31 protein-coding genes are annotated in these 25,263 nt (G+C 44.1%); all 31 read left to right on the forward strand.

Features of this window, described 5'->3' with window-relative positions; genetic code table 11:
- Positions 1 to 122: 122 nt before the first annotated feature.
- The 31 genes from HGJ98_RS20815 (at position 123) to HGJ98_RS20965 (ending at position 25,186) form a co-directional block, all read left to right on the forward strand.
- Positions 123 to 581, forward strand: coding sequence for a flagellar FliJ family protein (locus HGJ98_RS20815; protein WP_291353626.1), 459 nt, complete (start codon positions 123 to 125; stop codon positions 579 to 581).
- Positions 582 to 635: 54 nt separating this feature from the next.
- Positions 636 to 836 (forward strand): flagellar FlbD family protein, encoded by a 201-nt coding sequence (locus HGJ98_RS20820; protein ID WP_291353627.1) that lies wholly within the window; start codon positions 636 to 638, stop codon positions 834 to 836.
- Positions 837 to 840: 4 nt separating this feature from the next.
- Positions 841 to 1,269, forward strand: coding sequence for a flagellar basal body-associated protein FliL (gene fliL / locus HGJ98_RS20825; RefSeq protein ID WP_291353628.1), 429 nt, complete (start codon positions 841 to 843; stop codon positions 1,267 to 1,269).
- A 241-nt stretch (positions 1,270 to 1,510) separates the two neighbouring features.
- Positions 1,511 to 2,506 carry a flagellar motor switch protein FliM gene (gene fliM / locus HGJ98_RS20830; RefSeq protein WP_291353629.1) on the forward strand — a complete coding sequence of 332 codons (996 nt, stop codon included), beginning with the start codon at positions 1,511 to 1,513 and terminating at the stop codon, positions 2,504 to 2,506.
- The gene (gene fliY, locus HGJ98_RS20835) at positions 2,499 to 3,785 is read left to right on the forward strand and encodes a flagellar motor switch phosphatase FliY (protein WP_291353630.1); all 1,287 of its coding nucleotides are present in this window, start codon (positions 2,499 to 2,501) and stop codon (positions 3,783 to 3,785) included. Before fliM ends, fliY begins: the two co-directional genes overlap by 8 nt.
- A gap of 56 nt (positions 3,786 to 3,841) precedes the next feature.
- A complete protein-coding gene (locus HGJ98_RS20840) occupies positions 3,842 to 4,204 on the forward strand; it encodes a response regulator (RefSeq protein WP_291353631.1) in 363 nt (120 codons plus the stop codon).
- Position 4,205: 1 nt separating this feature from the next.
- Entirely contained in the window at positions 4,206 to 4,676 is a 471-nt protein-coding gene (locus HGJ98_RS20845) for a flagellar biosynthetic protein FliO (RefSeq protein WP_291353632.1), read from the forward strand.
- An 89-nt stretch (positions 4,677 to 4,765) separates the two neighbouring features.
- Positions 4,766 to 5,443, forward strand: coding sequence for a flagellar type III secretion system pore protein FliP (gene fliP, locus HGJ98_RS20850; RefSeq protein WP_291353679.1), 678 nt, complete (start codon positions 4,766 to 4,768; stop codon positions 5,441 to 5,443).
- 34 nt (positions 5,444 to 5,477) lie between these two features.
- On the forward strand, positions 5,478 to 5,750 hold the full coding sequence (gene fliQ, locus HGJ98_RS20855; protein ID WP_291353633.1) for a flagellar biosynthesis protein FliQ: 273 nt from the start codon (positions 5,478 to 5,480) through the stop codon (positions 5,748 to 5,750).
- A gap of 124 nt (positions 5,751 to 5,874) precedes the next feature.
- Positions 5,875 to 6,654: a flagellar biosynthetic protein FliR gene (gene fliR, locus HGJ98_RS20860; protein WP_291353634.1), complete on the forward strand. Its 780-nt coding sequence runs from the start codon at positions 5,875 to 5,877 to the stop codon at positions 6,652 to 6,654.
- Positions 6,651 to 7,703 carry a flagellar biosynthesis protein FlhB gene (gene flhB / locus HGJ98_RS20865; RefSeq protein ID WP_291353635.1) on the forward strand — a complete coding sequence of 351 codons (1,053 nt, stop codon included), beginning with the start codon at positions 6,651 to 6,653 and terminating at the stop codon, positions 7,701 to 7,703. The genes fliR and flhB overlap by 4 nt, the downstream gene beginning before the upstream one ends.
- Complete coding sequence (locus HGJ98_RS20870; protein ID WP_291353636.1) at positions 7,700 to 7,831, forward strand: hypothetical protein; 132 nt, start codon at positions 7,700 to 7,702, stop codon at positions 7,829 to 7,831. Before flhB ends, HGJ98_RS20870 begins: the two co-directional genes overlap by 4 nt.
- Positions 7,832 to 7,985: 154 nt before the next feature.
- Entirely contained in the window at positions 7,986 to 10,055 is a 2,070-nt protein-coding gene (gene flhA, locus HGJ98_RS20875; RefSeq protein WP_291353637.1) for a flagellar biosynthesis protein FlhA, read from the forward strand.
- Positions 10,045 to 11,181: a flagellar biosynthesis protein FlhF gene (gene flhF / locus HGJ98_RS20880; RefSeq protein ID WP_291353638.1), complete on the forward strand. Its 1,137-nt coding sequence runs from the start codon at positions 10,045 to 10,047 to the stop codon at positions 11,179 to 11,181. The genes flhA and flhF overlap by 11 nt, the downstream gene beginning before the upstream one ends.
- Positions 11,174 to 12,037 (forward strand): MinD/ParA family protein, encoded by an 864-nt coding sequence (locus HGJ98_RS20885; RefSeq protein WP_291353639.1) that lies wholly within the window; start codon positions 11,174 to 11,176, stop codon positions 12,035 to 12,037. Before flhF ends, HGJ98_RS20885 begins: the two co-directional genes overlap by 8 nt.
- Positions 12,038 to 12,078: 41 nt before the next feature.
- A complete protein-coding gene (locus HGJ98_RS20890; protein WP_291353640.1) occupies positions 12,079 to 12,723 on the forward strand; it encodes a flagellar brake protein in 645 nt (214 codons plus the stop codon).
- A gap of 1 nt (position 12,724) precedes the next feature.
- Positions 12,725 to 13,321 (forward strand): chemotaxis protein CheC, encoded by a 597-nt coding sequence (locus tag HGJ98_RS20895; protein WP_291353641.1) that lies wholly within the window; start codon positions 12,725 to 12,727, stop codon positions 13,319 to 13,321.
- Complete coding sequence (locus HGJ98_RS20900; protein ID WP_291353643.1) at positions 13,318 to 13,800, forward strand: chemotaxis protein CheD; 483 nt, start codon at positions 13,318 to 13,320, stop codon at positions 13,798 to 13,800. The genes HGJ98_RS20895 and HGJ98_RS20900 overlap by 4 nt, the downstream gene beginning before the upstream one ends.
- Positions 13,800 to 14,186 carry a hypothetical protein gene (locus tag HGJ98_RS20905; RefSeq protein ID WP_291353645.1) on the forward strand — a complete coding sequence of 129 codons (387 nt, stop codon included), beginning with the start codon at positions 13,800 to 13,802 and terminating at the stop codon, positions 14,184 to 14,186. Before HGJ98_RS20900 ends, HGJ98_RS20905 begins: the two co-directional genes overlap by 1 nt.
- Before the next feature lie 195 nt (positions 14,187 to 14,381).
- Positions 14,382 to 15,131, forward strand: coding sequence for a FliA/WhiG family RNA polymerase sigma factor (locus HGJ98_RS20910; protein ID WP_291353647.1), 750 nt, complete (start codon positions 14,382 to 14,384; stop codon positions 15,129 to 15,131).
- Between the two features lie 70 nt (positions 15,132 to 15,201).
- Entirely contained in the window at positions 15,202 to 16,977 is a 1,776-nt protein-coding gene (locus tag HGJ98_RS20915; RefSeq protein WP_291353648.1) for a flagellar hook-length control protein FliK, read from the forward strand.
- Positions 16,978 to 16,991: 14 nt separating this feature from the next.
- A complete protein-coding gene (locus HGJ98_RS20920) occupies positions 16,992 to 17,567 on the forward strand; it encodes a flagellar hook capping FlgD N-terminal domain-containing protein (protein WP_291353649.1) in 576 nt (191 codons plus the stop codon).
- Positions 17,568 to 17,637: 70 nt separating this feature from the next.
- The gene (locus HGJ98_RS20925; protein ID WP_291353652.1) at positions 17,638 to 19,077 is read left to right on the forward strand and encodes a flagellar hook protein FlgE; all 1,440 of its coding nucleotides are present in this window, start codon (positions 17,638 to 17,640) and stop codon (positions 19,075 to 19,077) included.
- Positions 19,078 to 19,178: 101 nt separating this feature from the next.
- Entirely contained in the window at positions 19,179 to 19,952 is a 774-nt protein-coding gene (locus tag HGJ98_RS20930) for a flagellar hook-basal body protein (RefSeq protein WP_291353654.1), read from the forward strand.
- Between the two features lie 6 nt (positions 19,953 to 19,958).
- Positions 19,959 to 20,354: a flagellar basal body rod protein FlgB gene (flgB, locus tag HGJ98_RS20935; RefSeq protein ID WP_291353656.1), complete on the forward strand. Its 396-nt coding sequence runs from the start codon at positions 19,959 to 19,961 to the stop codon at positions 20,352 to 20,354.
- A gap of 26 nt (positions 20,355 to 20,380) precedes the next feature.
- Positions 20,381 to 21,133 carry a flagellar hook-basal body protein gene (locus tag HGJ98_RS20940; protein WP_291353658.1) on the forward strand — a complete coding sequence of 251 codons (753 nt, stop codon included), beginning with the start codon at positions 20,381 to 20,383 and terminating at the stop codon, positions 21,131 to 21,133.
- Positions 21,134 to 21,186: 53 nt separating this feature from the next.
- Positions 21,187 to 21,651: a chemotaxis protein CheW gene (locus HGJ98_RS20945; RefSeq protein ID WP_291353660.1), complete on the forward strand. Its 465-nt coding sequence runs from the start codon at positions 21,187 to 21,189 to the stop codon at positions 21,649 to 21,651.
- Positions 21,652 to 21,695: 44 nt separating this feature from the next.
- A complete protein-coding gene (locus tag HGJ98_RS20950; RefSeq protein WP_291353661.1) occupies positions 21,696 to 22,328 on the forward strand; it encodes a lytic transglycosylase domain-containing protein in 633 nt (210 codons plus the stop codon).
- 510 nt (positions 22,329 to 22,838) lie between these two features.
- A complete protein-coding gene (locus HGJ98_RS20955) occupies positions 22,839 to 23,285 on the forward strand; it encodes a hypothetical protein (RefSeq protein WP_291353663.1) in 447 nt (148 codons plus the stop codon).
- 74 nt (positions 23,286 to 23,359) lie between these two features.
- Positions 23,360 to 24,463, forward strand: coding sequence for a DUF362 domain-containing protein (locus HGJ98_RS20960; RefSeq protein WP_291353664.1), 1,104 nt, complete (start codon positions 23,360 to 23,362; stop codon positions 24,461 to 24,463).
- A 123-nt stretch (positions 24,464 to 24,586) separates the two neighbouring features.
- On the forward strand, positions 24,587 to 25,186 hold the full coding sequence (locus tag HGJ98_RS20965) for an adaptor protein MecA (protein WP_291353666.1): 600 nt from the start codon (positions 24,587 to 24,589) through the stop codon (positions 25,184 to 25,186).
- Positions 25,187 to 25,263: the final 77 nt, after the last annotated feature.

The following is a 25,263-nucleotide window of genomic DNA, read 5'->3' on the forward strand; positions in this document are numbered from 1 at the left end:
GAAAAATTGTTCTGTCATCCTGAGCGAAAGCGGAGGATTTAGGTCCTTCAATCGTACCTTTTTCAGGACGACATACGCTGGGGTTACTTTCATAAGATTGGTCTGGTAAAGGGGTGAGAAGTATGGCCCGATTCAGGTTTCGCTTGGAAGCAAGCCTACAATTAGCTCAACAAATTTTAGAAACCGCTCAATTGGTGTATGCTCAAGAACTCCAGCGATGGCAAGATTGTGTTCAGGCTTGCGAGGTTCAAAGCCTTCGTTATGAGGAAGCCCAAGAAGGTCAACGAGAGGCAGGGCGTTACCGACCAGAAGATCTAGGAGTATGTCAAGTATTTGCATTGAAACAATGGCAGCAATTGCTTCAATATGAAGCACAACAAAGGGAACAAGAACTTGTTCTAGAGAACGCTCGTCGGTGTTTATTAGAAGCACATCGTGAAGTCGAAAAGTATGAGAGGCTTAAGGAAAAACAAGCTGCGGCCTTTAAAGCGGCAGAATTACAGAAGGAACAAAAAGTGTTGGATGAAACCGGTCAAGTTCTTCACTGGCTTGGAAAGAAATCTGTCAGCAAAGTTGTCTAAATTAACTTAAGGAAATGGATCCTTAAGCTAAGGATCAACGGAAGGATGAAGCTTATGATTTACGTTACTCGCTTAAATGGAAAGGCCTTTGCTATAAATCCAGATTTAATTGAAATAATGGAAGAAACTCCGGATACGGTTATTACGTTAACGGGTGGAAATAAATACGTTGTGTCAGAAGCCATCGAGGTTCTTATTGAGCGGATTGCAGAGTTTCGTAGGCGTTGCCAGAATTACAAAGTGGAGGAGCAATAGATTTATGAATCGTAAAACTCTAATTTTTGTAATCCTTGCCTTGTTCTTGGGAGTTGCTTTAGGAGTTGGGGGAACAATTGGAGCTCAAAAAGTATTTTTTAATACCCCGGTAGATAGTACAAAAGAGACTGCAGTTAAAAAAACTGGCCCCTTACTGCCCATTGGTGAGTTCACTGTCAATTTACAGGGAGGAGCTTTTCTTAAGACGGCTATTACAGTGCAAGTGACGGATGCCAAAGCCGGGGAACATTTGAAAGAGGAGGACGCGTTCTTAAAAGATCGAGTTAATTCAGTCTTAGCCAATAAATCTCTGGCAGATGTTCAAACCCCAGACGCACGGGAAACGTTAAGAAAAGAACTAATAGAGCGCCTAAACGAAGTTGCAGAAAACAAAATCATTGATGTTCTCTTTCTTTCTTTTGTCTACCAATAAGCAAGGTCATTGCTATAAAAGCAACTTAAGCGCCATATCATCTTTTGTTTATTGTGGTGCGGCGACGCGTGGTCATTCTGAACGAAGTGAAGAATCTTTCTTGGTATAGCCATAACTTAGATGAATAAGATTCTTCGCTGTGCTCAGAATGACATAAAAATTACAACATCGATCATGTGGTTTTAACCACATATATCGAGGATAAAGTTCGAACTACGAACATCGAGAAGGGGGTGGTTTGATGGGAGACGTCTTGTCCCAAGCAGAAATTGATGCTCTGCTGAATGCGCTGTCCGATGGACAAGTTGATGTAGAGGAAATGAAGACGACCAAGACTCAAAAGCGGATTCGTGTGTATGATTTTAAACGTCCGAATAAGTTTTCCAAGGATCAGATTCACTCCCTCCACAATATTCATGAGAATTTTTGTAGAGGACTTACGACGTTTTTTTCAGGCAACTTGCATTCCGTTGTTGAGAGCTCGGTTCTTTCTATAGAACAAATCACCTATGATGAGTTTATTCGTTCACTGCCCAACCCCACTGTCCTAGCCCTATACTCCTTGAGTCCCTTGGAGGGTACTATTTTAATGGAAGTGAGCCCTTCACTCACCTTCGCCGTAGTGGATCGGCTTTTAGGAGGGGAAGGGCGAGGGACGGAAAAGAACAGAGATTTGACAGAAATTGAACGAACGATTATTGAAAACCGTCTTACACAAATGATTCATCTCTCGGAAGAGGCATGGTCTGAGGTTTACGCTCTTAAACCGCAGTTTCTGTCCATGGAATCAAACCCTCAGTTTACGCAAATTGTAGCTCCTAACGAAATGATTGTACTTATTACTCTTGAGGTCAAGATTGGTGAAGCTGTAGGGATGATAAATATCTGTATGCCCTATCTCGTGCTTGAGCCGATCTTAGATAAGTTAAGTACCTTTTTCCTTTTTTCTACCGAAGCAAAGGTCACATCTCCAGAACAGGTAAAAGCCATCCGCAAAAAAATCGAATTTGCCAAAGTGGATATGGTTGCTTTTTTAGGGACTTCAGAGATTCTTGTTAGAGACCTTTTAGAGCTTTCTAAGGGAGATGTCATTCCACTGAACCAATCCGTACAGGACCCACTGCCAATTTTTGTGGGAGAATTCATGAAATTCAAGTCTATCCCTGGTCTTCACGGGGAACATCTCGCCGTTCAGATAACGGAAATTATAGAGGAAGGAGGGGAACAAAATGAGTAATGGGTCGCTCACTCAGGAAGAAATTGACGCGTTGCTTCGGGGAACGCTAGAATCAGACTTTGAGACCCCGCCTGAAATGCTCTCAGAGGCCCCAGAGACCCCAGAGATCCCAATGGCAGACATGTCTATGGGAGCCTACGATTTTTTAAACGAGATGGAACAAGATACTCTCGGAGAAATCGCCAATATTTCAATGGGCACTGCAGCAACGACATTATCTCAACTCTTAGGTAAAAAGGTTGATATTACCACTCCGAGAGTCGACTTAACGACCTCGGAACAGATTCGCCAGGATTATCCCATCCCTTCCGTGATATGTGATGTCAAATACAAAGCAGGAATTGAAGGATCAAACCTCTTGATTCTTTCTCAACGGGACGGTTCAGTCATTGTGGACCTCATGATGGGGGGGGATGGAAAAAATCCCTCAGAAGGGCTTTCTGAACTTCAAATTAGTGGGATTTCCGAGGCAATGAACCAAATGATGGGATCGGCGGCCACCTCTATGTCGACGATGTTTAATGCAATGGTCGATATTACGCCTCCTAATTTGGTCCTCAATGACATGTCCTCGGGAAGAGACATAATTCATGACTTTCTAGCTCCAGATGAACCCCTTGTTCGGATTTCCTTTCGAATGGTTGTGGAAGATGTCATTGACAGCACCCTTGTTCAAGTGATTCCCCTTAGCGTTGCTAGAGGAATGGTTGGAAAGCTAATGGGCGAAATGAGTAGCAGTACCACTGCACCTGCAGCCCAACCTGCTGCGCCCACAAAGCCTGCTGCTCCGGCTCAACCTGCACCTTCACCCGCGATGTTTCAAAATCCTCAGCCATCCCCGCCTCCAGTCTATGAGGCACCCGCTTACGAAGCGCCAGCCTTTGAGACACCGCCTTACTCGGCGCCAATGGACTATTCTTCCTATGGGATGGGGCAAACAAATCATCCACCGAAAATGCAAACTCCTGTTCAACCGGCCCAATTTGCCCCCCTTCAACCAGGTCCCCAGCTCACGCAGCCTGATAATCTTAGTTTAATTCTGGATGTGCCTTTACAAATAAGCGTTGAACTGGGGCGAGCAAAAAAGACGATTAAGGAAATTCTTGATATGGGACCTGGTTCCGTTATAGAGTTGGATCGTCTGGCAGGGGAATCAGTGGATATGATTGTCAATGGTAAGCTGATTGCTAAGTGTGAAGTTGTTGTTATTAATGAGACCTTTGGAATTCGAATTACTGATATTGTGCATCCCATGGAACGAATGAATTCATTGAAGTAAGTAAGGAATTTCCAAGAAATGATGAAGTTTCATAGTCGAAAAGGAGGAGAAAATTGATGAGTGCGACAATAATGATTGTTGATGATGCAGCGTTTATGCGTATGATGCTTAAAGACATTTTGTTAAAGAATGGGTTTAACGTGGTTGGTGAGGCAGAAAATGGAGTTATGGCCGTGGAGAAGTATAAGGAATTACAACCAAACCTGACGATTATGGATATAACTATGCCGGAAATGGATGGTCTTCAGTCGGTTAAAGAGATTCGTAAGCTGGATTCTAAAGCTCGGATTATTATGTGTAGCGCCATGGGCCAACAAGCCATGGTTATTGAAGCGATTCAGTCCGGGGCGAAAGATTTCGTTGTTAAGCCTTTCCAAGCGGAACGGGTAGTTGAGGCTGTTACGAAGGCGTTGAAATAAAATGCCATTCAACGAAGGCCAGCCGTATCCTTCAAGTGGGGCCGCTCCCGTGGTTGAGCAGTCTGTTTTTTCATGGTGGGGACTTCTGGGAACTCTCCTGGTTTTTCTCATTATTTTGCTGGTGTCCCTCTGGATTCTCCGCCGCCTTAACCAGGCGAATATGCGGTTAATGAATGCTCCGTGGGCAAGGGTTCTCGACCGGCAAAGTTTAAGCGGACAGCAAAGCCTATACCTAGTAGAAATTGCAGGTCAGCTTCAAGTCCTGGGCGGTTCAGATCATCACTTGGTGAAAATCAGTGAGATCAACGATCCTCATGTTGCAGCGGAGATTCTGGAGGAGATTGCTACACGCCCAACTGAACGGGTGGATGGATGGCTGCAAAGTATCCAGAGGCTGTGGCGGAGGCGTTCACGACAGAAAGAACCGTTCTCTGCTGAATTAGAACGTTTGCTTGAGGAGGTCGAAAAGTAATGTCTTCTTCAGGCCATTTAATTAAATTTCTTACTTTAGGGCTTCCTTTTGGGGTTGCTCTGGGATTGGGTTTCCTGACGAGTCCCAAAATGGCTTGGGCAGCAGGACTTACCCTAGACTTGGGAACTTCAACGACGGAACAAACAGGTACGTCATTGCAGATCTTAATGTTACTTACGGTACTCTCCTTAGCGCCGGCTATTTTGATGATGATGACCTGTTTTACAAGGATTATCATTGTATTGTCTTTTGTTAGAAATGCTTTGGGGACGATGCAGCTTCCACCGAACCAGGTGCTGGTGGGACTTTCCTTGTTTCTTTCGTTCTTTATCATGGCACCGACTTGGAACCAGATTAATACCAACGCAATCCAGCCCTATATGCAGAATCAGATTACTCAGGCGGAGGCTATTGATCGAGCGGAGGAACCCCTTCGGATGTTTATGTTTAAGCAAACTCGGGAAAAGGACTTAGAGCTTTTTGTTGGGTTATCAAAAATGGAGCGCCCGAAAACCTATCGCGACGTTCCGACCTATGTACTGATTCCGGCCTTTGTGATTAGCGAATTAAAAACAGCATTTCAGATGGGATTTGCCATATTTATTCCCTTCATAGTAATTGACATGATCGTATCCAGTACCCTAATGTCCATCGGGATGATGATGCTTCCTCCTATGATGATTTCTTTGCCCTTTAAACTACTATTATTTGTTTTAGTGGATGGATGGCATTTAGTCGTAGAGTCCTTAGTGGGCAGCTTTAAATAATTCTCAAAGGTTATGAGGGAAAGGGGGCAGGAGGATGACCCAAAATCAGGTACTGTATATGGCTAGGGAAGCAGTAGGAGCCGTGCTTCTCGTGGGAGGGCCGATTCTAGGGGTGGCCTTGTTGGTAGGTCTTCTGGTTAGTATCTTTCAAGCTATGACACAAATCCAGGAGCAAACCCTTTCCTTTATTCCCAAAGTAGTTGCAGTGGCTGTCGTTATGCTTCTATTAGGTCCTTGGATGTTGTCTGTTCTGACCGCCTACACACATAATTTATTGACCGAGCTGGCCACGTTCGGAGGCATGTGAACTCGTGGTTCGTAGTTTGTAGTTCGTAGTTCGAACGATGAATCAACAGCGACCTCAAAACATGAACTTTAGACTTCGAACCACGAACATCGAACCACGAATATCGAGTTAGGGGGGAGAAAATTTGAGTTTAGCCCAGCTGCTCCAATGGAATCTCTCTTTATTTCTGCTAATTTTATGTCGTTGGGCTGGAATGATTATGCTTGCTCCAGTCTTCGGTGCCAGGGGAGTTCCAGGAATGGTAAGGCTAGGTTTGGCTGCAAGTATCTCAGTTATTCTCTATCCCGTCATTCAGGCGACGAATCCAGCAATTCCGGGTGAACTGTTAGCTTATGTGGCTGTGGTAATTAAGGAAATATTAGCGGGTCTGGTCATTGGATTTCTAATATATTTACTAACGGCCATCTTACAAGGAGCAGGGCAGTTGATCGATTACCAAATGGGTTTTACCATGGGTTCAGCCATCGACCCTGTTTATGGGGTGCAGAGTCCTATGATGGGGAACTTCCAGATGATTTTAGCGACCATGCTTTTACTATCGACGAACTCTCATCACTATTTAATTGCTGCTATGGTAAAAAGCTATGCTTATATTCCCTTAAACCCATCGGATTTACCCCATAATTATCTCTTCTACGCCCAACTTGTTGCTCATGTTTTTGCTTTGTCTGTTCAATTGGCAATGCCAGTGTTTGGAGCATTGCTTGTATCTGATGTAGGGGTGGGACTCTTATCTAGAACAGTACCTCAGCTAAATATTTTTGCAGTTATTTTCCCGGTTAAGATTATGTTTGGACTTATTATTTTGTTTCTTTCAATGCCTTTTTTCGGAGAATCCGTTGCAAAACTGTTTGATACCAGCATGTCTTGGGTCTTAGAACTTTACCAGGGGTGGAAGCAGTGAGTGAAAAAAAACATCCCGCCACGCCCAGGCGCAAAGAGGAAGCGAGAAAAAAAGGTCAGGTTTTTAAAAGCCAAGAAGTCATCTCGGCGTTGATGCTTTTAGGCCTTGTGGCTGTTCTCAGGTTCTGGATTCCGGCAATGCTTACCCGTATTGAGTATCTTTTTCCCTACGTTCTTGGCCTATCCGCGGAATGGAATGAACGTACAGTGGCCAGCCTAATGCTTAACACCCTTTGGATAGGGATTCAGATTATGGCTCCGATTTTTGGCACGGCCTTTGTTATTGCTTTAATCTCTAATTACATCCAAGTGGGAGTCCTTTTTACCGGAGAGTCCATGAAACCTCAACTTTCTCGTTTAAGTCTAATCAGTGGTGCGAAACGGATGTTTGGAGTTAAAGCTTGGGTGGAATTAGCAAAGTCTTTAATGAAAGTGATCTTAATCGGCTACTTTCTTTACGCAAGTGTCCGGGATCGACTGCATGTTTATCCAGCTCTGCAGCAGCTAAATGTAGGGCAGGGAGCCATATTTTTAGCCGAGGCCTTAATGGAACTTGCCTGGAACATTTCCCTTTCGTTTTTAGGAATCGCCGCCTTTGACTACATTTATCAACGTTGGGATTACGAAAAGAATTTACGAATGTCTCATGAAGATTTAAAACAGGAATACAAACAAACCGAGGGGAATCCTGAACTGAAAAGTGAGCTTAAAAAACGACAACGTGCTATGGCAATGAGTCGAATGATGCAAGACATGAAACAGGCCGATGTGGTTGTTACGAATCCTACTCACTACGCAGTCGCCTTGCGTTATGACCAGAAGGTTCAAAGTGCCCCTTACGTTGTTGCCAAAGGGCAGGACCAGGTTGCCCTGAAAATGCGGGAGTTGGCTAAAGAATACGACCTTGTAATTATGGAAAACAAGCCGCTGGCCCGTGCTCTCTATGCTCAAGTTGACATTGGGCAGGGGATTCCGGCGGATCTTTATAAGGCTGTTGCCGAAGTTTTGGCCTTTGTATATCGATTAAAGAAAAAGAAGAAGCGAGCATGAATGCGTTTGGGGGCATGAATGAAATGAATTGCACGTTCACCAAAGCTCCCGGAGCGGCTCGTTTGTTGGCTACACTAACGCACCTAAACCTCTGGGAAATACCTGATGTGAACCACGGTGCGTCTTAACGCTACGCCAACGGCACTCGCTATCGCTCCTCCCGCTTGATGGTTCTCTTAGCAATTTCATTTCATTCATGCGATGGTAGCTTGCACGGTTTCAAGGGGCGGATTTCAGCGGTACTGCATTATGAGCGAAAGAATTCACGAAAGGAGGAACACCATGTCTGCGAATGTTAAAGGTCGGTTCTTGAATAACACTGACATTGTTGCGGCTTTAGGACTGGTCAGCATCGTGGTCATGATGGTTGTTCCGCTGCCCGCTGGGCTGCTGGATATTCTTATTACCTTGAATATTACAGCGTCTGTTCTAACTCTAATGCTAGCTGTTTTTGCCAAAGACCCTTTAGAGTTTTCTGCTCTGCCTTCCCTCTTATTGACGTTAACCTTGTTCCGACTGTCTTTGAATATCTCAGCGACTCGTCTGATTTTGCTTGACGGGCATGCAGGGGATATTATTCAACAGTTTGGAGAATTCGTCATTCGTGGAGATGCAGTGGTAGGGTTTATCATCTTTATCATTTTGGTGCTGGTTCAGTTTATAGTCATCACCAAAGGAGCCGAGCGTGTTTCGGAAGTGGCAGCTCGTTTTACCTTAGATGCTATGCCGGGTAAACAAATGTCTATTGATGCAGACCTTAATGCTGGGATGATTAATGAAGAACAAGCTCGCGACCGACGTAAGGCAATTCAACAGGAAGCGGATTTCTATGGTGCAATGGATGGTTCGACCAAGTTTGTTAAAGGGGATGCCATTGCCGCAATTATTATCCTATTTATTAATATTATCGGGGGTTTTATCACAGGGGTTGTGATGCAGGATATGCCTTTGGTGGAAGCCCTTCATAAATATACTTTGTTGACAATTGGAGATGGACTTGTTTCACAGATCCCGGCCCTCTTAATCTCGACGGCAACAGGCCTAGTGGTCACCCGGGCAGCTACGGAAAGTAATTTAGGGGAAGATTTAGTCAAGCAGCTGTTTAGACAGCCGAAAGCCTTATTCATTACGGCGGGAGTACTATCTATGTTAGCTCTCCTTGGCTTGCCAAAAGTACCGCTGTTTACAGTGTCTGCTGTTTTAATTGGAATGGGAATGATGCTTCAGCGAAATTCTAAGGTGTCTGTTATTAAGGAGACGGCAGCTGTCCGAGAAACCGAGATTGAAGAAAGCAAGAAACCGGAAAATGTTCTTAACCTCTTGCAGGTTGACCATATGGAGCTTGAACTAGGCTACGCGCTGATTGCTTTAGTCGATGTCCATCAAGGGGGAGATTTGCTGGATCGAATTGTTCTGATTCGTCGTCAAATTGCCAGTGAGCTGGGGTTTATTGTTCCAGTCATTAGGGTTCGAGATAATATGAACTTACAGCCAAATCAATATATTATAAAAATTCGTGGTGCAGAAATCGCTAGTGGGGAAATCTTAGCGGATCATTTCATGGCCATGAGTGGTGGGTTTGACGATGAGGGGATTCCCGGGACTCCGACTAAGGAGCCGGCCTTCGGACTTGATGCCAAATGGATTAATGCCATGTATCGAGAGCAAGCCGAGCTTAACGGGTGGATGGTGGTGGATGCACCAACCGTGCTGGCAACCCATATTACAGAAGTGATTAAGAGTCAAGCCTGGGAAATTCTCAGCCGTCAAGATGTTAAAACACTTGTTGATCATGCTAAGGAATTAGCTCCGGCAGTAGTGGATGAGCTGATTCCGGATATGCTTAGTCTGGGTCAGGTTCAGAAGGTGCTTTCTAATTTGCTTCGAGAGAGGGTTTCTATAAGAGACATGGTATCTATTCTGGAAACTTTGGCAGACTACGCGCAGGTTACCAAGGATCTGGATCGCCTGACAGAACATGTCCGGCAGGCCTTAGCTCGGCAGATACTGCAACCGCTGCTTGGCAAAGATAAGAGCTTACCGGTGATGACTTTAGATCCACAGATTGAACAGCAGATTCTGGACAGCATTCAACCCTCTGATTATGGTACGTATTTAGCCTTAGATCCGAAGGTGCTGCAAGTGCTCATGCAAAACCTCACCCGTGAGGTGGAAAAGGTGGTACTTAAAGGCTTAACTCCGGTTATTGTCTGCGCTCCGCTGGTTCGAATTAATCTAAAGAGAGTCACGGAACGACAACTGCCTCAACTAATGGTGCTTTCATATAACGAATTAGTCCAAGGAATACAAGTTCAAGCTGTAGGAATGGTGGGGATGGATCGTGCGAGTTAGACGATTTGTGGGAGACAATGTTTCAGAGACCATGGGAAAAGTGAAAAAGGAACTGGGATCAGAAGCTGTTATTCTTCAGACACGAGAATTTAGTGATGGAGGTTTCTTTGGCTTATTTGGTAAAAAGAAAATTGAAATCACAGCGGCCATTGAAGAAGTTCCGGTTACAGCCCAGAAAACGTCGGTCTCGGTTCCAACGAGGAATCTATCCGAGCCAAAGGATCAATCCGAGAACCTTCAAGCAGAAATAAAATCAATGCGACGTTTACTTGAACAAATGAATAAGCAATTAAATAAGCAGACGGACACTAAGGAGGACAAAAGGGATTGGCCGCCTGTTCTGCAAAGATGGGTGGACCTTCTCCAAAACAGAGGGATCAGTGAGCATTTGGTTCGGCGCATAATAAACAATGTCCAGCAAACTCTATCCCCCCAAGAGTGGGATGACAATTCTCAGGTATACGCCCGGATTGAAGCCAATGTCAGTCAACTATGCGGGCAGATTGGCCTTATACAGCCTGGAATCGATAAACCTAGGATTATCGCTTTGATTGGCCCTACTGGAGTGGGGAAAACAACGACCATTGGTAAGCTGGCTGCAGGGTTTAGTATTGTCGATAAACGCAAAGTAGCCTTAATTACTGCAGATACCTATCGAGTTGCGGCAGTAGAGCAACTTAAAACCTTTGGAGAAATTATTGGAGTACCAGTTGAAGTGGTCATGACGCCCTCCGGGCTAAGTGATGCCTTGGAGCGTCATGCAGATAAGGAACTAATTTTTATAGATACTGCGGGGCGAAGTCCTCATCATGATTTACATATGTCTGAGTTACGGGCATTTTTAGAAGAGGCTCAGCCAGACTTCACGATGCTGGTTATGAGCGCGACGACGCAAACAGCCGATCAATATCGGATTTATAAACGGTTTGAAAGTTTTACGACTCATCTCATTTTTACCAAATTGGATGAGACAGGGAGTGCCGGGTCGATTCTAAATCTCTTGAGTCAAACAACCCTTCCTACAGCTTATCTAACCAACGGCCAAAATGTCCCTGATGACATAGAGGCAGCAACACCTTTTCGTTTAGCTCGCTATGTAATCGGGGAGGAGATGCCCCATGCATGATCAAGCGAGTGTATTGCGAGATTTGGCGTCTCGCAAACAACCAAAGCCAACGAAAATGAGGGTTATTGCCGTTACAAGTGGCAAAGGCGGAGCGGGGAAGACTACCTTTACCGTTAATTTAGCTCTGGCCTTGGCTGAATATGGACGTCGGGTAATTATTCTTGATGGAGATTTGGGACTTGCTAACGTCGATATTGCCTTTGGGCTGTCTGCTCGTTATACAATTGAACATCTATTATCTGGAGAAAAAACCATTGAAGAGATTCTACTGACAGGCCCCCGCGGAATAGGAATTATCCCAGGTGGTTCTGGGGTACAGAAGCTGGCTGATTTGGAGCGAGATAAGCTAAAGAACGTCATCGCTAATCTTGGGCGCTTAGAAAAGATGACGGATTTACTAATTATTGATACTGGAGCGGGTCTAGGTCATACTGTGATTAATTTTTTACAGGCTGCTGATGACGTCATTATGGTGACAACACCAGAACCAACAGCGCTAACAGATGCCTATGGTTTGCTTAAATCCTTGAGACAAGAAGCAGGTGAGGTTCCCATTCATTTAGTGATTAATAGGGTAAGAACTGAGAAAGATGCCTTGGCTACCTATAAACGGTTGGAAACTGCTGTTCGTAAATTCTTAGATGGGTCACTCAACTTTTTAGGATGGGTATACGATGACCCACTCGTCGGGCGCTCAGTTATGCAGCAGGACCCTTTAGGAATTAGTTTTCCGGATAGTGCAGCCTATCGTTGTATTCAATGGATTTCCGGTAAAGTTACTGGAATTTATCTTAGTCCCCCGCGTCAAGCTGGTGGTGTAAAAGGTTTCTTAAGCAAATTACTCAGACTGTTTTAAATTGAACCACGAACATTGAACTTCGAAAAGGGGGTGACGACTTGTCGTATAAGAAAAAACTTTCATTTGGGCTGGCGGTGGAACTTACCGTCCTCGAAGGTGAGTATGAAGGGCACTACCGATCACGAATTGAAGAAGTGGGAGAGAGACTTCTCTCGGTTGGTGTTCCCTTTGAAAATGGTGAGCTAGTTCCTGTTCGAGAAGGAACTAAGGTGAAAATAACCTTTTACGACGAAACTGCTGTCTATTCCTTTGAGGGGAAAATTATGCAAAGGATTGCTATCCCACTCCCAATACTTGTCTTAGTATTGCCGGATAGTGTAGAAAAAGTCCAACGGCGTGATTTTGTGAGAGTCCCAGCCTCATTTCCAGTCACCTTTCGAATGGTGACTAAAGAAGGACTCAGCGATCTCTACAAAGCAATTATGCTTGATTTGAGTGGAGGGGGTATGCGATTTTCTACACCGGTAAAGGTAGAAAATAAATCCTTACTCTATGCTCAATTATCCTTACCTTATGGGGAGATACAAACCCCAGTTCGTGTATGTCGGGTTTTTAATATTGAGGATACTAAGCTTTACAGTGTGTCCGTCCAATTCCATGAAATTTCGGAACGCGAACGAGACAAAATTATTCGTTGCGTCTTTGATATACAAAGGGCAATGCGTAAGAAAGGATTGGTGTAAATTGAAGATTACACAATTCCAACTGGATGCCTTACGTGAGATAGCAAACATTGGTTCCGGACATGCTGCCACGGCCTTGTCCACTCTTCTACAGCGACGAATTGATATGTCAGTCCCTGAAGTTTGGGCGGTTCCCTTTGAACAGGTTTCATCAATTGTGGGACAACTTGATACTCCTCAGGCAGTTATTTATGTCAAAGTAGAAGGGGAGGCCCCTGGGAAAGCTGTCTTTTTCTTTCCTGTAGAAAGCGCTGAAATTGTGGTGCAAGCGTTATTTGGAACCGAGGAGCCGATGGATATTTATATGGGTGAGATGGCCCAATCCGCCCTAAAAGAAGTAGGGAATATATTGGTGAGTTCCTTCATTATCGCATTAACCCAGTTTTCCGGGATCCCCTTGCAACCTTCTGTACCTGCTTTAGCGGTAGATATGATTGGTGCAAGTTTAGATGGAATTTTTCTCGAAGAAGGCGTACTGGACGATACAGTATTGTTTATTGACACCCAGTTAACCGGAATTCCTAAAATCGAAGGGCAATTTATCTTTTTGCCTGATGATGGTTCATTGAAAAAATTGTTGGGGGCCATGGGAGTATGAGTGTAGTTATTACTGTCGGAATGGCTGATTTCAAAACTGCTAAGATGCCTGACATTTTGTTAACGGCAGGGTTAGGATCTTGTATCGGGATCTGCCTACATGACCCTTTTCTTAAAGTCGGCGGAATGGCCCATATTATGCTGCCTACGGCTAGTGGAAGCCTTGGAGGGAATCCAGCAAAATATGCGGATACTGCGCTGGAATTGTTGATTAAAGAGATTACGTCGATGGGTGCTAACAAATCTCGGCTAAAAGCTAAGATGGCAGGTGGTGCTCAGATGTTTTCCTTTCCGGGGAAACCCCCAGTGCTAAAAATTGGAGATCGCAACGCCGAAGCGGTGGGCCAGGAATTGAAAAAACACGGAATCCCTCTTTTGGCCTCCGATGTTGGAGGTAGTTTTGGGCGCACCATCCATTTTGATGTCGGGTCAGGAGAATTACGTATACGAACGATTAATCATGGAGAAAAGGTGGTTTAATGTCCGACCAAAACAGAGAACAATACCAGGTTTGGGCAATGCGCCTTTCTATCGGCACTACCCTTATTGTCGTGTTACTAAGTTGGTTTAATGAATTAGGCCTCCTTAACATAATAATTCGAGCCGGGGTTTCTTTTGGAGTCATTTACGTTCTGATGATTGGAAGTTTAAATTTATTTGAAAGAACTGCACCTCAAAAACCTCAAGATACAGAATTGGACACGAGCCGGGGGAGCAATATCGATTTCTCTGTTGGAGATGATGAGTTTTCTACTCCACAGGAAAAAGATGCAGAATTTCCCGGACAGATAGATCGTGATTTAAGCTCGGGATTACCTGATAGCGAGCGTCAAGCAGAAATTGTCCGCCGAATGGGCTGGCAGTAACTCGATGTTCGATAGTTCGAAGGCGAGCTGAGCCAACTTAGATTAGATACATAGGTTCGAACCCAAACTATGGATTCTTCGTGGCACGAGCCACGAATTGTGAAGTGCGAACTACGATTATAAACATATGGATAGAAACCTAGGTTCGAACTACGAACTTCGAACCTCGAACCACGATTACGGGGGTGAGTAATCTTGATACCGAACGCCTATGAAGCCGCTTCCCGCGGTCCTTGGAAACAAGAGCATATTGAACGATACTTGCCATTGGTTAAGCGCATTGCAGGTCGTTTAGCGATTTCTCTTCCACCCCATGTGGACGAGGATGATATCGTCGGTTATGGTGTCTTTGGTTTACTCGATGCCTTGGAACGATTTGAAGCGGCCAGAGGGTTTAAATTTGAAACCTATGCCTCGATTCGCATTCGTGGAGCCATGATCGACGGACTCAGAACCATGGATTGGGTTCCTCATTCGGCTAGGCAAAAAGTAAAGCGAATTCAGGACGGTTTTACTGAGTTAGAGTATCGGCTTGGTAGAGCGGTAACGGTGGAAGAAGTCGCCGAGTTGCTCCAAATAGAAATCAAGGAAGTTGAAGCGACTTTAGCTCAAGCTCAGATCTTAACTTTAACGTCCTTCGATGAAACCGTCGACAATGAGGGGGATTATAGCGGTACGCCGCTTAATCTGCTAGTGGATCAGGAAGCACAGGAAGCGTATCAAGCTGTTGAAAAAGAGGAGCAAAAACAGATTTTGGCGGTAGCAGTGGAAAAGTTACCGGATAAAGAGAAGTTAGTGGTCGCACTTTATTATCAGGAAGAACTTACCCTAAAAGAAATTGCCGCTATCCTAAAGCTTTCAGAATCTAGAATTTCTCAGCTTCATTCTCAAGCCATTTTAAGACTTAGAGGAAGGCTTAGCAGGCAGAAAAAGAATTTATTTTAATTATTACCTAATGTGTAAGGCTTTTTTTGTCGATATATAACTTAGAACTCTAAGCAGGAGGTGACAGTGGATGTCTGGTATTAACGTCCTTTCGGATTCCCTAAGTGGCGGAAGTAAATTAGCTAAAACTTCAAGCATGAAGGGTAATAATGCGACAGATAGCTTAGCAGATACGATGGTTGAATTTGCGGCTATGCTCAGTGGCTTAACAACTATGAACGCAGATCCGATGGGACAAAACTCAATGATTGGTCAAGAGAAGGAAGCAGGACAAGATCCGGATCCTTTAGTACAGAATCTCGGGTATAGTCATTTTGTGCTTTCATTTCTTTCTCAGCCAAATGAGTTGAGTCATCTTCCGGCAGGCAAGGAGGCCAATTCCGGAAACGGTGTGAATCAGGGAACTGATTCTCTAATATCAAATGAAGTGTTTGGGATAAAAGGAATGACCTCACAAATACTTCAGGGGAATAACCCCGGAACTTCGGAGTTGGATAACTATAGACAAATTATCTCAGAGCTTTTAACAGCACTCTCTGGACAGATTACGGAATCCTCTTCAGAGGGAGTAGCCTTAGCTTCAGAACTGGGTTTAAGTCAACGTCAGGAAATGATGAAACTTGTCCAGGGGTGGTTGACGGTTGCCAACCCTTCAATCGTCGAAGGTCAAGCTCAGAACTTACAAGCAACAGTGAGTAATATTGAAGGAATTAAAGGGCCTCAGGGAGCAGGTTTGGATACGGCGATTGAAGAGACACTCACTAATACCCTGAATCCTTCAAGCTCTAGGAACGATACGGTTACAGACTCAGCTGAAGAAGGAGTTTCTTTAGGTTTAGTAAATGCCCAAATCATTGAAGGTAATAGCAAACAGGGAAAGGTTACTGAGGAGTCTCTACGGCAGGATATCGCTAGGACGGTAAAAGAATGGATGCAGGGAATGGATGGGGGAGCACAAAGTGAGCTTTACCCAAGTCTGCAGAAAGTCATTAAACCTTTGTTGGAATTCTTGACAAAGGAACAAGGTGATGGCAACCGAGAGCTAAGCCCTAAGTCTTCTGCTTTGCTTACTGTACTCAATCAAGTACTCAATCAAGTGCTAAATCAAGTTCCAGAAGCAAATGTTCCGCGAGGAGTCGTCAAGGAAATGCTTCAAGCGGATAGTAATGAACTTGGAGCAATCATTAAACAGCCGAAGATAGATAGCAATGTCTCTGACAAGGCGACATCGGTTAGTAAGGATATAATGGTTCACGGAGATTTTAAGCAGAAATTAGCTGAAATAAATCAACTGCACAGTAAACCGCTTAAAGCGGAACCCTCCGATACCGGAGTGAAAGCCTCTCAAAATCAGGATATAAATCCGGGGATAGGATTGGAAGGAAAGATTCAAGCGGTTAGTGTTGCTGAAGGAAAAACCAGTGGGATTCCTGTTTGGGAACAGATCTCCAATGTATTTCGGGAGCGAGTTTCCAGCCGAAATCATGAATTAAAGGAACTGGATATTCAACTGCACCCAGCAGATTTAGGTCGAATTCGTATTGGGTTGAGATGGGAAAATGGTCAAGTTCATCTTCAGGTACATGCGTCCGAAGCAGCTACAAGTCAGATCCTTCAGAGTCAACTGACAGAGCTGCGTAATACTTTAACAAATCAAGGTGTGAATTGTGGTACGTTGCAAATGGGGCAGCAGGGCAGGGAACAGCAGCAGAATCAAAATCATCAAGAGCAATTTCACAGGACACAGGATTCAAACACGAACCTAATTGAGGATGAAGATCCACTTACCGTCTTAAACTTGCCTTCTCATGCAGACCTGAATAATCGAATTAATGTCACCGCCTAGGAGGGCTAAACATAATGAGTAATACAATTAATGGTACAAATTCTACATCGAACACGAATAATTCCACTAATGGGCAATCGATTTCTAATGCCGTAAACACAGCGTTAGGCAAAGACGATTTTCTGAAGTTACTTATGACAGAACTTAAAAACCAAGATCCTCTGCAACCGTTGGATAATAAGGATTTCATTTCGCAGATGGCCCAATTCAGCTCTTTGGAGCAAATGAATAATGTCGCTAAGTCCATGGAAGATTTGAGCAAAAGTATGTTCAACTTCGCTCAACAGGCTACACTGACCCAAGGTGCTGCTATGATTGGGAAATGGGTGGGTGGAATCAATGTGACTGACTCAACTCCAATGGAAGGCGTGGTTGAAGCTGTAAAGTGGCTTGATGGTGAACCAACCGTACAAATTCGAAAATCCGATGGGACTCTTGCTGATCTTGAATTGAATCTAGTTACTTTGGTTATGGATAAAGCTCCGGTAAATAACGATACGGGGGATACAGGGGATACAACGGATACAACGACTGACACCATCGATACAAATGAGTCCACAGATGATACGAATGACCCAGCAACAACTTAATGTAGCGGGGATATGATAAAACCTGAAAACCATCGATTAATCCACATAGAAAAGAGGAGGAATTCACGCTATGATGCGTTCATTATATTCAGCCATTTCGGGCCTGAAAAACCACCAAGTTAAGATGGATGTGATCGGGGATAACGTAGCAAATGTTAACACCTTGGGTTTTAAGCGCAGCAGAGCTAATTTCTCCACCATGCTCAGCCAAACGATGAAAGGTGCTTCATCTCCTTCAGCTACTCAAGGGGGGACGAATGCAATTCAAGTAGGCTTAGGGGCGGTTTTGGGCTCGATTGACAAGATTATGACTCAAGGAAGTGCTCAATCCACGGGCAAGGACACAGACTTAATGTTACAGGGACCAGGGTTCTTTGTTATGGATAATGGTGGTCAAATCGTCTATACACGAGCCGGCGGCTTTGGCTTCGATAGGGATGGTTACTTGGAAGATCCTTCGACTGGTGCTCGGGTTCAAGGGTATTCTTGGGGAGCGGATGACTCGACGAAGGTCAACTGGACTGGACCAGGGTATGGGGCTATTAAGTTTTCTTTGGGTGATTCTTTGCCACAGGATAAAAATATGCCGATTAAGCCTGAGAAAATTCAGTTAAATGCCACTGTGGATAATTGGGATGATGATATCACTTACACATATACTGATTCTGATACGCCGACAACCATGCAAGGAGATAAATTGATTGGGGCCGGGGTCTTAACCATTGACGGCATGACCCGGGTGGAAAGCAGCCCGAAGTCAGGTCAATTTACCTTTGATCCTGAAAGTGGGACAATTACATTTTCCGAAGGGTACCAACGCCCAACTGACGGAGCCTCTGGGACGGTCATGAGTATTAGTTATGTTGCAGCCTCTAACCCCTTGACCGTGGATGCTAATAATCCGAACAAGATTACGGTTGATCATATGCCTTCTTCAGGAGCAAAAATCTATGCTTCGAATGGAATGGATACGAGTGTATATACCATGGCTCCAAGCTTAGCCGAAGTCAATGACTCTCCTAATTATTATTGGGCAGAAAATACTAACGGAAAGTATACAATTACCTTCTCAAACCACGAAAATGCTCCTACCCCCCCGACGGAAGATGATACGATTGGTTATGACTTTTTAAACCTACCTCGTACTTTAACGAGTTTCAGTATCGACCAAACAGGGATAATCACTGGAGTTTATAGCGATGGAAACACCTCTGCCACTCAGAAAATTGCCCAGATTGCCATCGCCAAATTTTCCAATGATGCAGGCCTAAATAAACTCGGAGGGAACTTTTATTCTACAACCAATAACTCGGGGGATGCCGACATCGGCTCCGCTGCTGAAGATGGGCGTGCTTTGATTGTTCCAGGGGCGGTTGAAATGTCCAATGTTGATTTATCCCAAGAGTTTACGGATATGATCGTTACTCAACGGGGCTTCCAAGCTAATTCACGGGTTATCACCGTATCCGACTCGCTGCTTCAGGAGCTTATTGACTTGAAGCGGAATTAAGTCAACTAGTATACCGCTCTCACTTTAGAAGAGGAAATCTCAAGGTGGGATAAACTGGTTATAGGTTAACATCCTTATAAAGTTCGGTGGAGGGGAAAAGAATGCGCCTATCTTCAGAATTTCAGCTTCGCTCTCAGCAGGAGAGAGTGGATATTTTAGCGAATAATATTGCTAATATTAGTACTGCTGGATTTAAGGCCAGTGTGGTTAATTTGGCCGAAGCCTATGATCCTCAGGAAAAAGCTGCTAATCTATCCTTATACGGAGGAGTTCCTGATGGTGCGGCTTTAGGGGTAGGCACTGGAGCTTTATTTCACGGTAAGAGAATTGATATGTCCCAAGGAATTATAACCAGTTCCAATAATCCATGGGACTTAGCTATTGATGGACAGGGCTTCTTTCAAGTGAAGCCCCCCAATGGAGATATAGCTTATACTAGAGCGGGTTTGTTCCAACAGGATAAGGATGGGTTGTTGATAAATCATCAAGGCTATGCTCTTCAGCCAGAAGTGGTCATCTCACCGGATTACGGTGAAGTCCAAGTTAAGCCGAATGGCGACATCCTGGCAATGATTGATGGAAAACAAGAAGTCATTGGACAAATCATGTTAGCCAGCTTTACAAATACAGATGGTCTCCAACAAATAAGCAATAGTCTCTTTTTAGAGACCCCAGAATCTGGCGTGCCTCAGACAGGTACACCGGGTTCAGATGGTTTCGGGGAAGTTAAATCAGGAGCTATTGAACAATCGAATGTTGATTTGGCGACTGCAATGACGAATTTGATTCAAGCCCAAAGGGCGTACCAAATGGATGCACGGCTGCTTCAACAAGGGGACGATATGATGGCCAAAGCGAATGCATTGAGGAGGTAAAATCATATGTCTGGATGGTTAGACATTCCTGTTTTAACAGTTCTGGAAAAGGGCTTAAACGCTTCTAGTTTGAGGCAAAAAGTCCTGGCAGACAATGTTGCAAATGTTGACACACCAGGCTTCAAACGTTCTGATGTTAATTTTCAGCTGGCCCTTGATGCTGCCTTAGGCAGCAGCGGATCAGCCCTTCCGCTTAAAACAACTGTTGACAAGCATCTCAGCGGCGAAACTGGAACTCAAACAATTGTCCAGACGGACCTTAGTACGAGCTTGCGTAATGATGCAAATAATGTAGATATTGATCGTGAAATGGCCAATGTGGCGGAAAATGGAATTTACTATAATTCACTCACACGGACCATTTCTTCACAACTAGGATTGCTGCGTATGGTCATTAAATGATAAAGGGATACAGTCGGAGGTAAAAGATGATTCGAGGACTATATAGTTCGGCAACTGGGATGATTGTTAATCAGAAACTGACGGGCTCGATTGAGGAAAACTTGGATAATATCCGCAACCCAGGGTATAGAGAAGAACAGCGGATTGTAGAGTCATTTCCCTCAATGCTTTTACAAAGAATGTCAGCTGGCGATGGAACTGAAAAGGTGCCTATTGGTGGAATGGGGACGGGCGCACTTGCTGATCAACTCGCCATAAAAACTAGTTCGGGTTTAGTGGTTGAAACGGATCAACCGACGGATGTAGCGTTAGTTTCTCAGGGGTTCTTTGTAGTTCAAACGACGGCGGGTGAACGGTACACTCGCAATGGTCATTTTGAGTTAGATGAAGCTAATCGACTTCGCACCACAGCGGGAAATCTTGTTCTAGGGGATAATGGTGAGATCGGACCGCTGGGTCCTAATTTTTCAATAGAATATGATGGAACGATTAGGGATAATGGGGAGATTGTCGATCATTTGAGAATCGTTGATATTCAGGGTACTGAATTGCAGCGTGAAGGGAAAACCACGCTATATAGCTCGGCTCAAATCCCGGTTCCGGTTCCACGGGACATGATCCAAATGCGCCAAGGCGCAATAGAAGAGTCAAACGTTAATGTCAACGATCAAATGGTTAAAATGGTAGTGGCCATGCGTGCTTATGAGGCAAGCCAAAGAGTACTGCAAATTCAAGACCAGGCCTTAGAGAAAGCGGTTAATGACGTTGGCAGAGTATAACTAATATAGTTTAAAACAGGAGCTAAAATTTGTAGAGAAAGAGTTGAAGGTTTTTGATCGGACAGGTCGTTATCTTTGCCTTAGGGAACGAAGAATACGCAATACCAATTGAGGTGGTAAGAGAGATTACTCTTTTAGGAGAAATACGCTCAATTCCTCAGGCACCAGCCTATGTCCAAGGATTAATTAATATTCGCTCTCAGGCTATTCCTGTCGTTGATTTACATGTTCGCTTCGGCATTGCTGCAGTAGAACAAGGAGAATCTGATGAAGCTTCCTTAAACACTGAGTCCTTTGCCTTAATTACGGAAGTCAATCAAACGTTGGTGGGTTTTTCCGTGGATAGAGTCTTGGAAGTACGAACCTTGGAAGATGTAGATCCGCCTCCCCCCTTAGTTACTGCTCCATTTATCGGGGGACTAGTCAATCTGCCTGATCGGATTATCATACTTTTGGATCCTAAGCGCATTTTAGAGGATACCGAATTACAAGGTCTTAGCAAGTTTGTCCCTCAGTAGGGTTTGATCTTGTCCGTTAGTGACAATGAAAGGAGGCAATTGGTATGAATGCCGCCCAGATGCTTCTTTTATTTCAATTGCAAGAGATGAATCATTCTTGGCAAAATGTCCAGCCCAATAAAGTGGGGTTTTCAGAAGCGGATAGCAGCAATTCGAATATGCTACTTTTTGCTACGTTGCTTAAAGCCGCTCTTGGAGGAGGGACGTCTTCTGCACTAGGGTTAATGAGTCAGCAAAATCAACACACCCAACAACCCCATACTCCTAAGAACAACACTGAACATGTCGGTTCTCTAGATCACCTTATAAATTCAATGGCCCAAAAATATGGAGTGAATCAAAGCCTTATTCAGCAGGTGATTAAAGCCGAATCGGGTTTTAATTCTAAAGCTACGTCTCCTGCAGGAGCTATGGGGTTGATGCAATTAATGCCAGGTACCGCAGCTTCCTATGGAGTTCAGAATGCCTATGATCCCATACAGAACCTAGATGGGGGAACCCATTTTCTAAAGGATTTGCTGGATCGTTTTGATGGAAATATTCCTTTGACATTGGCAGCCTATAATGCCGGACCAGGTGCTGTTGAAAAGTATAATGGAATACCGCCTTACAAAGAAACTCAGGCCTATGTACAAAAAATTATGAGCGGTTTGGGTGGAATCGACCAAAAAGCTTAGGACTAAACTTTACAGGACTTAAGGCAAATGTAAGCATATGCCATATCCTTGAGGTGCCGGCTTATGACCAGCCGTAAAAATGGTAAGGATATACAGTGATTGTATCACGGAGGAACTGTTTTTAGGGAGCGTGGGAACACAGCTCCTTTTTTCGACGTATCAGACCCCTATGCCGCTTCGCAGGACCAGAATAAACAAAAGATTATTCTGTCATCCTTGCGTTAGCGAAGGATCTAGATCCTTCAGTCGTACCTCCTTCAGGATGACATAGCCCTTGAGTTGCTTTCATAGCAAAGAGTATAGTAAAAAGACGCATGGCGTTTTTCTTAACTATCATACTTGTCCGTCGACCAGGACACTAAACTTATGATTAAGAGAAGGAGATTATAGATTCTTCAGCGAACTAATTATGAAGACCTATAAACCTTCAAACAGCAAGCCTTATGCTGGGCAACGATAGCTTGACAGCAAGCTTCATTTTTCATGATCCGCTTAGTAAAGGGGTAAGTAATGGCAGACTATTATTATTATTTATGGAGTACGACTTGGCCTAATTTGATGGTGCTCTTTCTGATAATTGGGATGGTTATCCTCCGACTGGGCTGGAAATTCGTTTGTACTTGGCGCTATGCTCGTGACGCTTGGGGATTTTTAATTTGGACTGTGAGAGCTTCTATCTGGATAGGAGTATTAGGAGTTTATATAGATTTACTTTTGTTTTCTCAACCAGACTGGTTTCATAGACCTGGGATTATCCAAGGTTCAGTACAGGGGAAATCCTTCGATACAGGTGCAAGCTCATATGTTTTAGATCTTCGTAGTGGTACGGAACGTAAGCAGTTTTATATCGACTATTATGTTTATGAACAGTTGAATGTCGATGATCAAGTTAAGCTCATGTACCTGCCGACTAGACGAGAAGTCGTACGCTGTGAGGTTATGGGTAGTTTGTTATAGAGTTAATACTTTTAAGATAGGTCAGGAGTTTTAGAACGCTATTCGGTTCATCGTAGTTGTTGGGAGTGGTTATTTTGAATTCTAAGGTTTATTTTACCAGTATGAAGACGAAGCGAGGGGAAAGCCTTCTCAAGAAACTAGAGCAATTAATACATCGAGCGGGATTGCTTGATGCAATTGCCCCTCAAGACCTTGTGGCAATTAAGCTGCACTTTGGGGAACGCGGAAATCTTGCCTATGTTCCGCCTCAGTATTTACGGCGCGTTGTTGAGCAGGTTAAAAACAAAGGTGGACGTCCTTTCTTAACAGATGCTAATACTCTATATGTTGGTTCTCGTTCGAATGCCGTCGATCATTTAGAGACGGCGATTGAGAATGGTTTTGATTATTCCGTTGTGGGGGCCCCTTTAGTGATTGCGGATGGTCTAAATGGGAAAGACTATATATCTGTGCCAGTCGATCTTAAGCACTTTAAAGAAGTGAAGATTGGGAGTGCCGCAGTTCAGGCGGATGCGTTATTAGCCGTTACCCATTTAAAAGGACATGAAGCTACAGGGTTTGGTGGGACCTTGAAGAATTTAGGGATGGGTTTAGGCAGTCGCGCAGGCAAACAACAACAGCATTCGGATTTGTTGCCTCAAATTAAAGAAGAGGTCTGCATTGCCTGTGGTAAATGCGCAAAATGGTGTCCTGCTGAGGCTATTGTTATAGAAGGCAAGGCAAAGATCTCCGAGAGTAAATGTATAGGGTGCGGCGAATGTACGGTGACTTGTCCAGTTTGCGCTATTGCTATAAACTGGAAAACGGAGGCCGATGTCATACAAGAAAAGATTGTCGAGTATACCGTAGGAGTTCTTAAAGGCAAAGAGGGGAAAACAGGGTTTATAACCTTTGTAACCAATGTTTCGCCCCTTTGTGATTGCTGTGGTTGGAATGATGTGCCGATTGTTGGAGATATTGGTATTCTCGCTTCCAAGGATCCCATTGCTATTGATCAGGCCGCAGTGGATTTGATTAACCAAGCACATGGGAATCCGCTCTCGGAGCTTGGCGAACGCCATGCTGAACATGACAAATTCCGGGTGCTTTTCCCGGAAATAGACTGGACTATTCAGCTTTCCTATGGTGAAAGAGTTGGCTTGGGGAGCAGGAAGTACGACCTTATCCAGATTGGATAACGAAGAATCTACAATTCTCATGGATTTCACGGAAAAAGTATTGGCGTAATATGCTATAATGGGAATAAGATAGAGTAAGTATACTTTATAGTAACAAGCGATGCGGAAAGGAGAGTGGGGAATATGCGTGTCCAAAAGGTTAACGAGCATACCATCCGCATCTTTATCTCTTTAACAGAATTGACTGAGAGGGATATTACGATGGCTGATCTTTTTCAGCGATCAGCTAAGACGGAGCAATTGTTCTGGGAACTCATCGCGCAAGCAAGAGAAGAAGTTGAATTTAATTTAGATCAACCTTTCTGGATTCAGGCAACCGTGGCAACAAATGATGAGTTCGTAATTACGATTATGAAGCAGGAAGAAGCTGAGGGTTCTGTTAAAGAGAAGGTGGTTCGGAAGGCCTCTAAAGGTAGAGTGACAGAGTTAGTCTATGTATTTGCTGATCTTGAGGACGTAATTTCAGCTGTAGGGCGTTTGCCGGAATTTGCACAGTTGAAGTCTAGCCTTTATGAATTTGAAAATGAATACTATCTTGTACTCAACCGAATGGGGACGGGTAAGAAACGATTATTGGCAGAGGCAATCCTCGACGAATACGGTGAAATTGTTGGTACGACAGGAGTTTTCCTTTCTGAACACGGAAAAGAGATTATCTCTGCTAAGGCAGTTCAAACACTCAATGCTTCCTTCAATAAAACGAAACAAAGCGAGGCATTATAAAAGGGAAGCAAATGCTTCCCTTTCTTTTTATACTGTCAGAAAGTATAAACTTGCGTTATACTTTCGAAGCATAAGCG

The organism is Desulfosporosinus sp. (genome assembly GCF_014237355.1).
Lineage (GTDB): Bacteria > Bacillota > Desulfitobacteriia > Desulfitobacteriales > Desulfitobacteriaceae > Desulfosporosinus.

Coding starts and splice junctions, on each gene's coding strand:
- HGJ98_RS20815 (WP_291353626.1), top strand. CDS start 123: ATGGCCCGATTCAGGTTTCGCTTGGAAGCAAGCCTACAATTAGCTCAA.
- HGJ98_RS20820 (WP_291353627.1), top strand. CDS start 636: ATGATTTACGTTACTCGCTTAAATGGAAAGGCCTTTGCTATAAATCCA.
- fliL (WP_291353628.1), top strand. CDS start 841: ATGAATCGTAAAACTCTAATTTTTGTAATCCTTGCCTTGTTCTTGGGA.
- fliM (WP_291353629.1), top strand. CDS start 1,511: ATGGGAGACGTCTTGTCCCAAGCAGAAATTGATGCTCTGCTGAATGCG.
- fliY (WP_291353630.1), top strand. CDS start 2,499: ATGAGTAATGGGTCGCTCACTCAGGAAGAAATTGACGCGTTGCTTCGG.
- HGJ98_RS20840 (WP_291353631.1), top strand. CDS start 3,842: ATGAGTGCGACAATAATGATTGTTGATGATGCAGCGTTTATGCGTATG.
- HGJ98_RS20845 (WP_291353632.1), top strand. CDS start 4,206: ATGCCATTCAACGAAGGCCAGCCGTATCCTTCAAGTGGGGCCGCTCCC.
- fliP (WP_291353679.1), top strand. CDS start 4,766: ATGGCTTGGGCAGCAGGACTTACCCTAGACTTGGGAACTTCAACGACG.
- fliQ (WP_291353633.1), top strand. CDS start 5,478: ATGACCCAAAATCAGGTACTGTATATGGCTAGGGAAGCAGTAGGAGCC.
- HGJ98_RS20870 (WP_291353636.1), top strand. CDS start 7,700: ATGAATGCGTTTGGGGGCATGAATGAAATGAATTGCACGTTCACCAAA.
- flhA (WP_291353637.1), top strand. CDS start 7,986: ATGTCTGCGAATGTTAAAGGTCGGTTCTTGAATAACACTGACATTGTT.
- HGJ98_RS20885 (WP_291353639.1), top strand. CDS start 11,174: ATGCATGATCAAGCGAGTGTATTGCGAGATTTGGCGTCTCGCAAACAA.
- HGJ98_RS20900 (WP_291353643.1), top strand. CDS start 13,318: ATGAGTGTAGTTATTACTGTCGGAATGGCTGATTTCAAAACTGCTAAG.
- HGJ98_RS20905 (WP_291353645.1), top strand. CDS start 13,800: ATGTCCGACCAAAACAGAGAACAATACCAGGTTTGGGCAATGCGCCTT.
- HGJ98_RS20915 (WP_291353648.1), top strand. CDS start 15,202: ATGTCTGGTATTAACGTCCTTTCGGATTCCCTAAGTGGCGGAAGTAAA.
- HGJ98_RS20920 (WP_291353649.1), top strand. CDS start 16,992: ATGAGTAATACAATTAATGGTACAAATTCTACATCGAACACGAATAAT.
- HGJ98_RS20925 (WP_291353652.1), top strand. CDS start 17,638: ATGATGCGTTCATTATATTCAGCCATTTCGGGCCTGAAAAACCACCAA.
- HGJ98_RS20930 (WP_291353654.1), top strand. CDS start 19,179: ATGCGCCTATCTTCAGAATTTCAGCTTCGCTCTCAGCAGGAGAGAGTG.
- flgB (WP_291353656.1), top strand. CDS start 19,959: ATGTCTGGATGGTTAGACATTCCTGTTTTAACAGTTCTGGAAAAGGGC.
- HGJ98_RS20940 (WP_291353658.1), top strand. CDS start 20,381: ATGATTCGAGGACTATATAGTTCGGCAACTGGGATGATTGTTAATCAG.
- HGJ98_RS20950 (WP_291353661.1), top strand. CDS start 21,696: ATGAATGCCGCCCAGATGCTTCTTTTATTTCAATTGCAAGAGATGAAT.
- HGJ98_RS20955 (WP_291353663.1), top strand. CDS start 22,839: ATGGCAGACTATTATTATTATTTATGGAGTACGACTTGGCCTAATTTG.
- HGJ98_RS20965 (WP_291353666.1), top strand. CDS start 24,587: ATGCGTGTCCAAAAGGTTAACGAGCATACCATCCGCATCTTTATCTCT.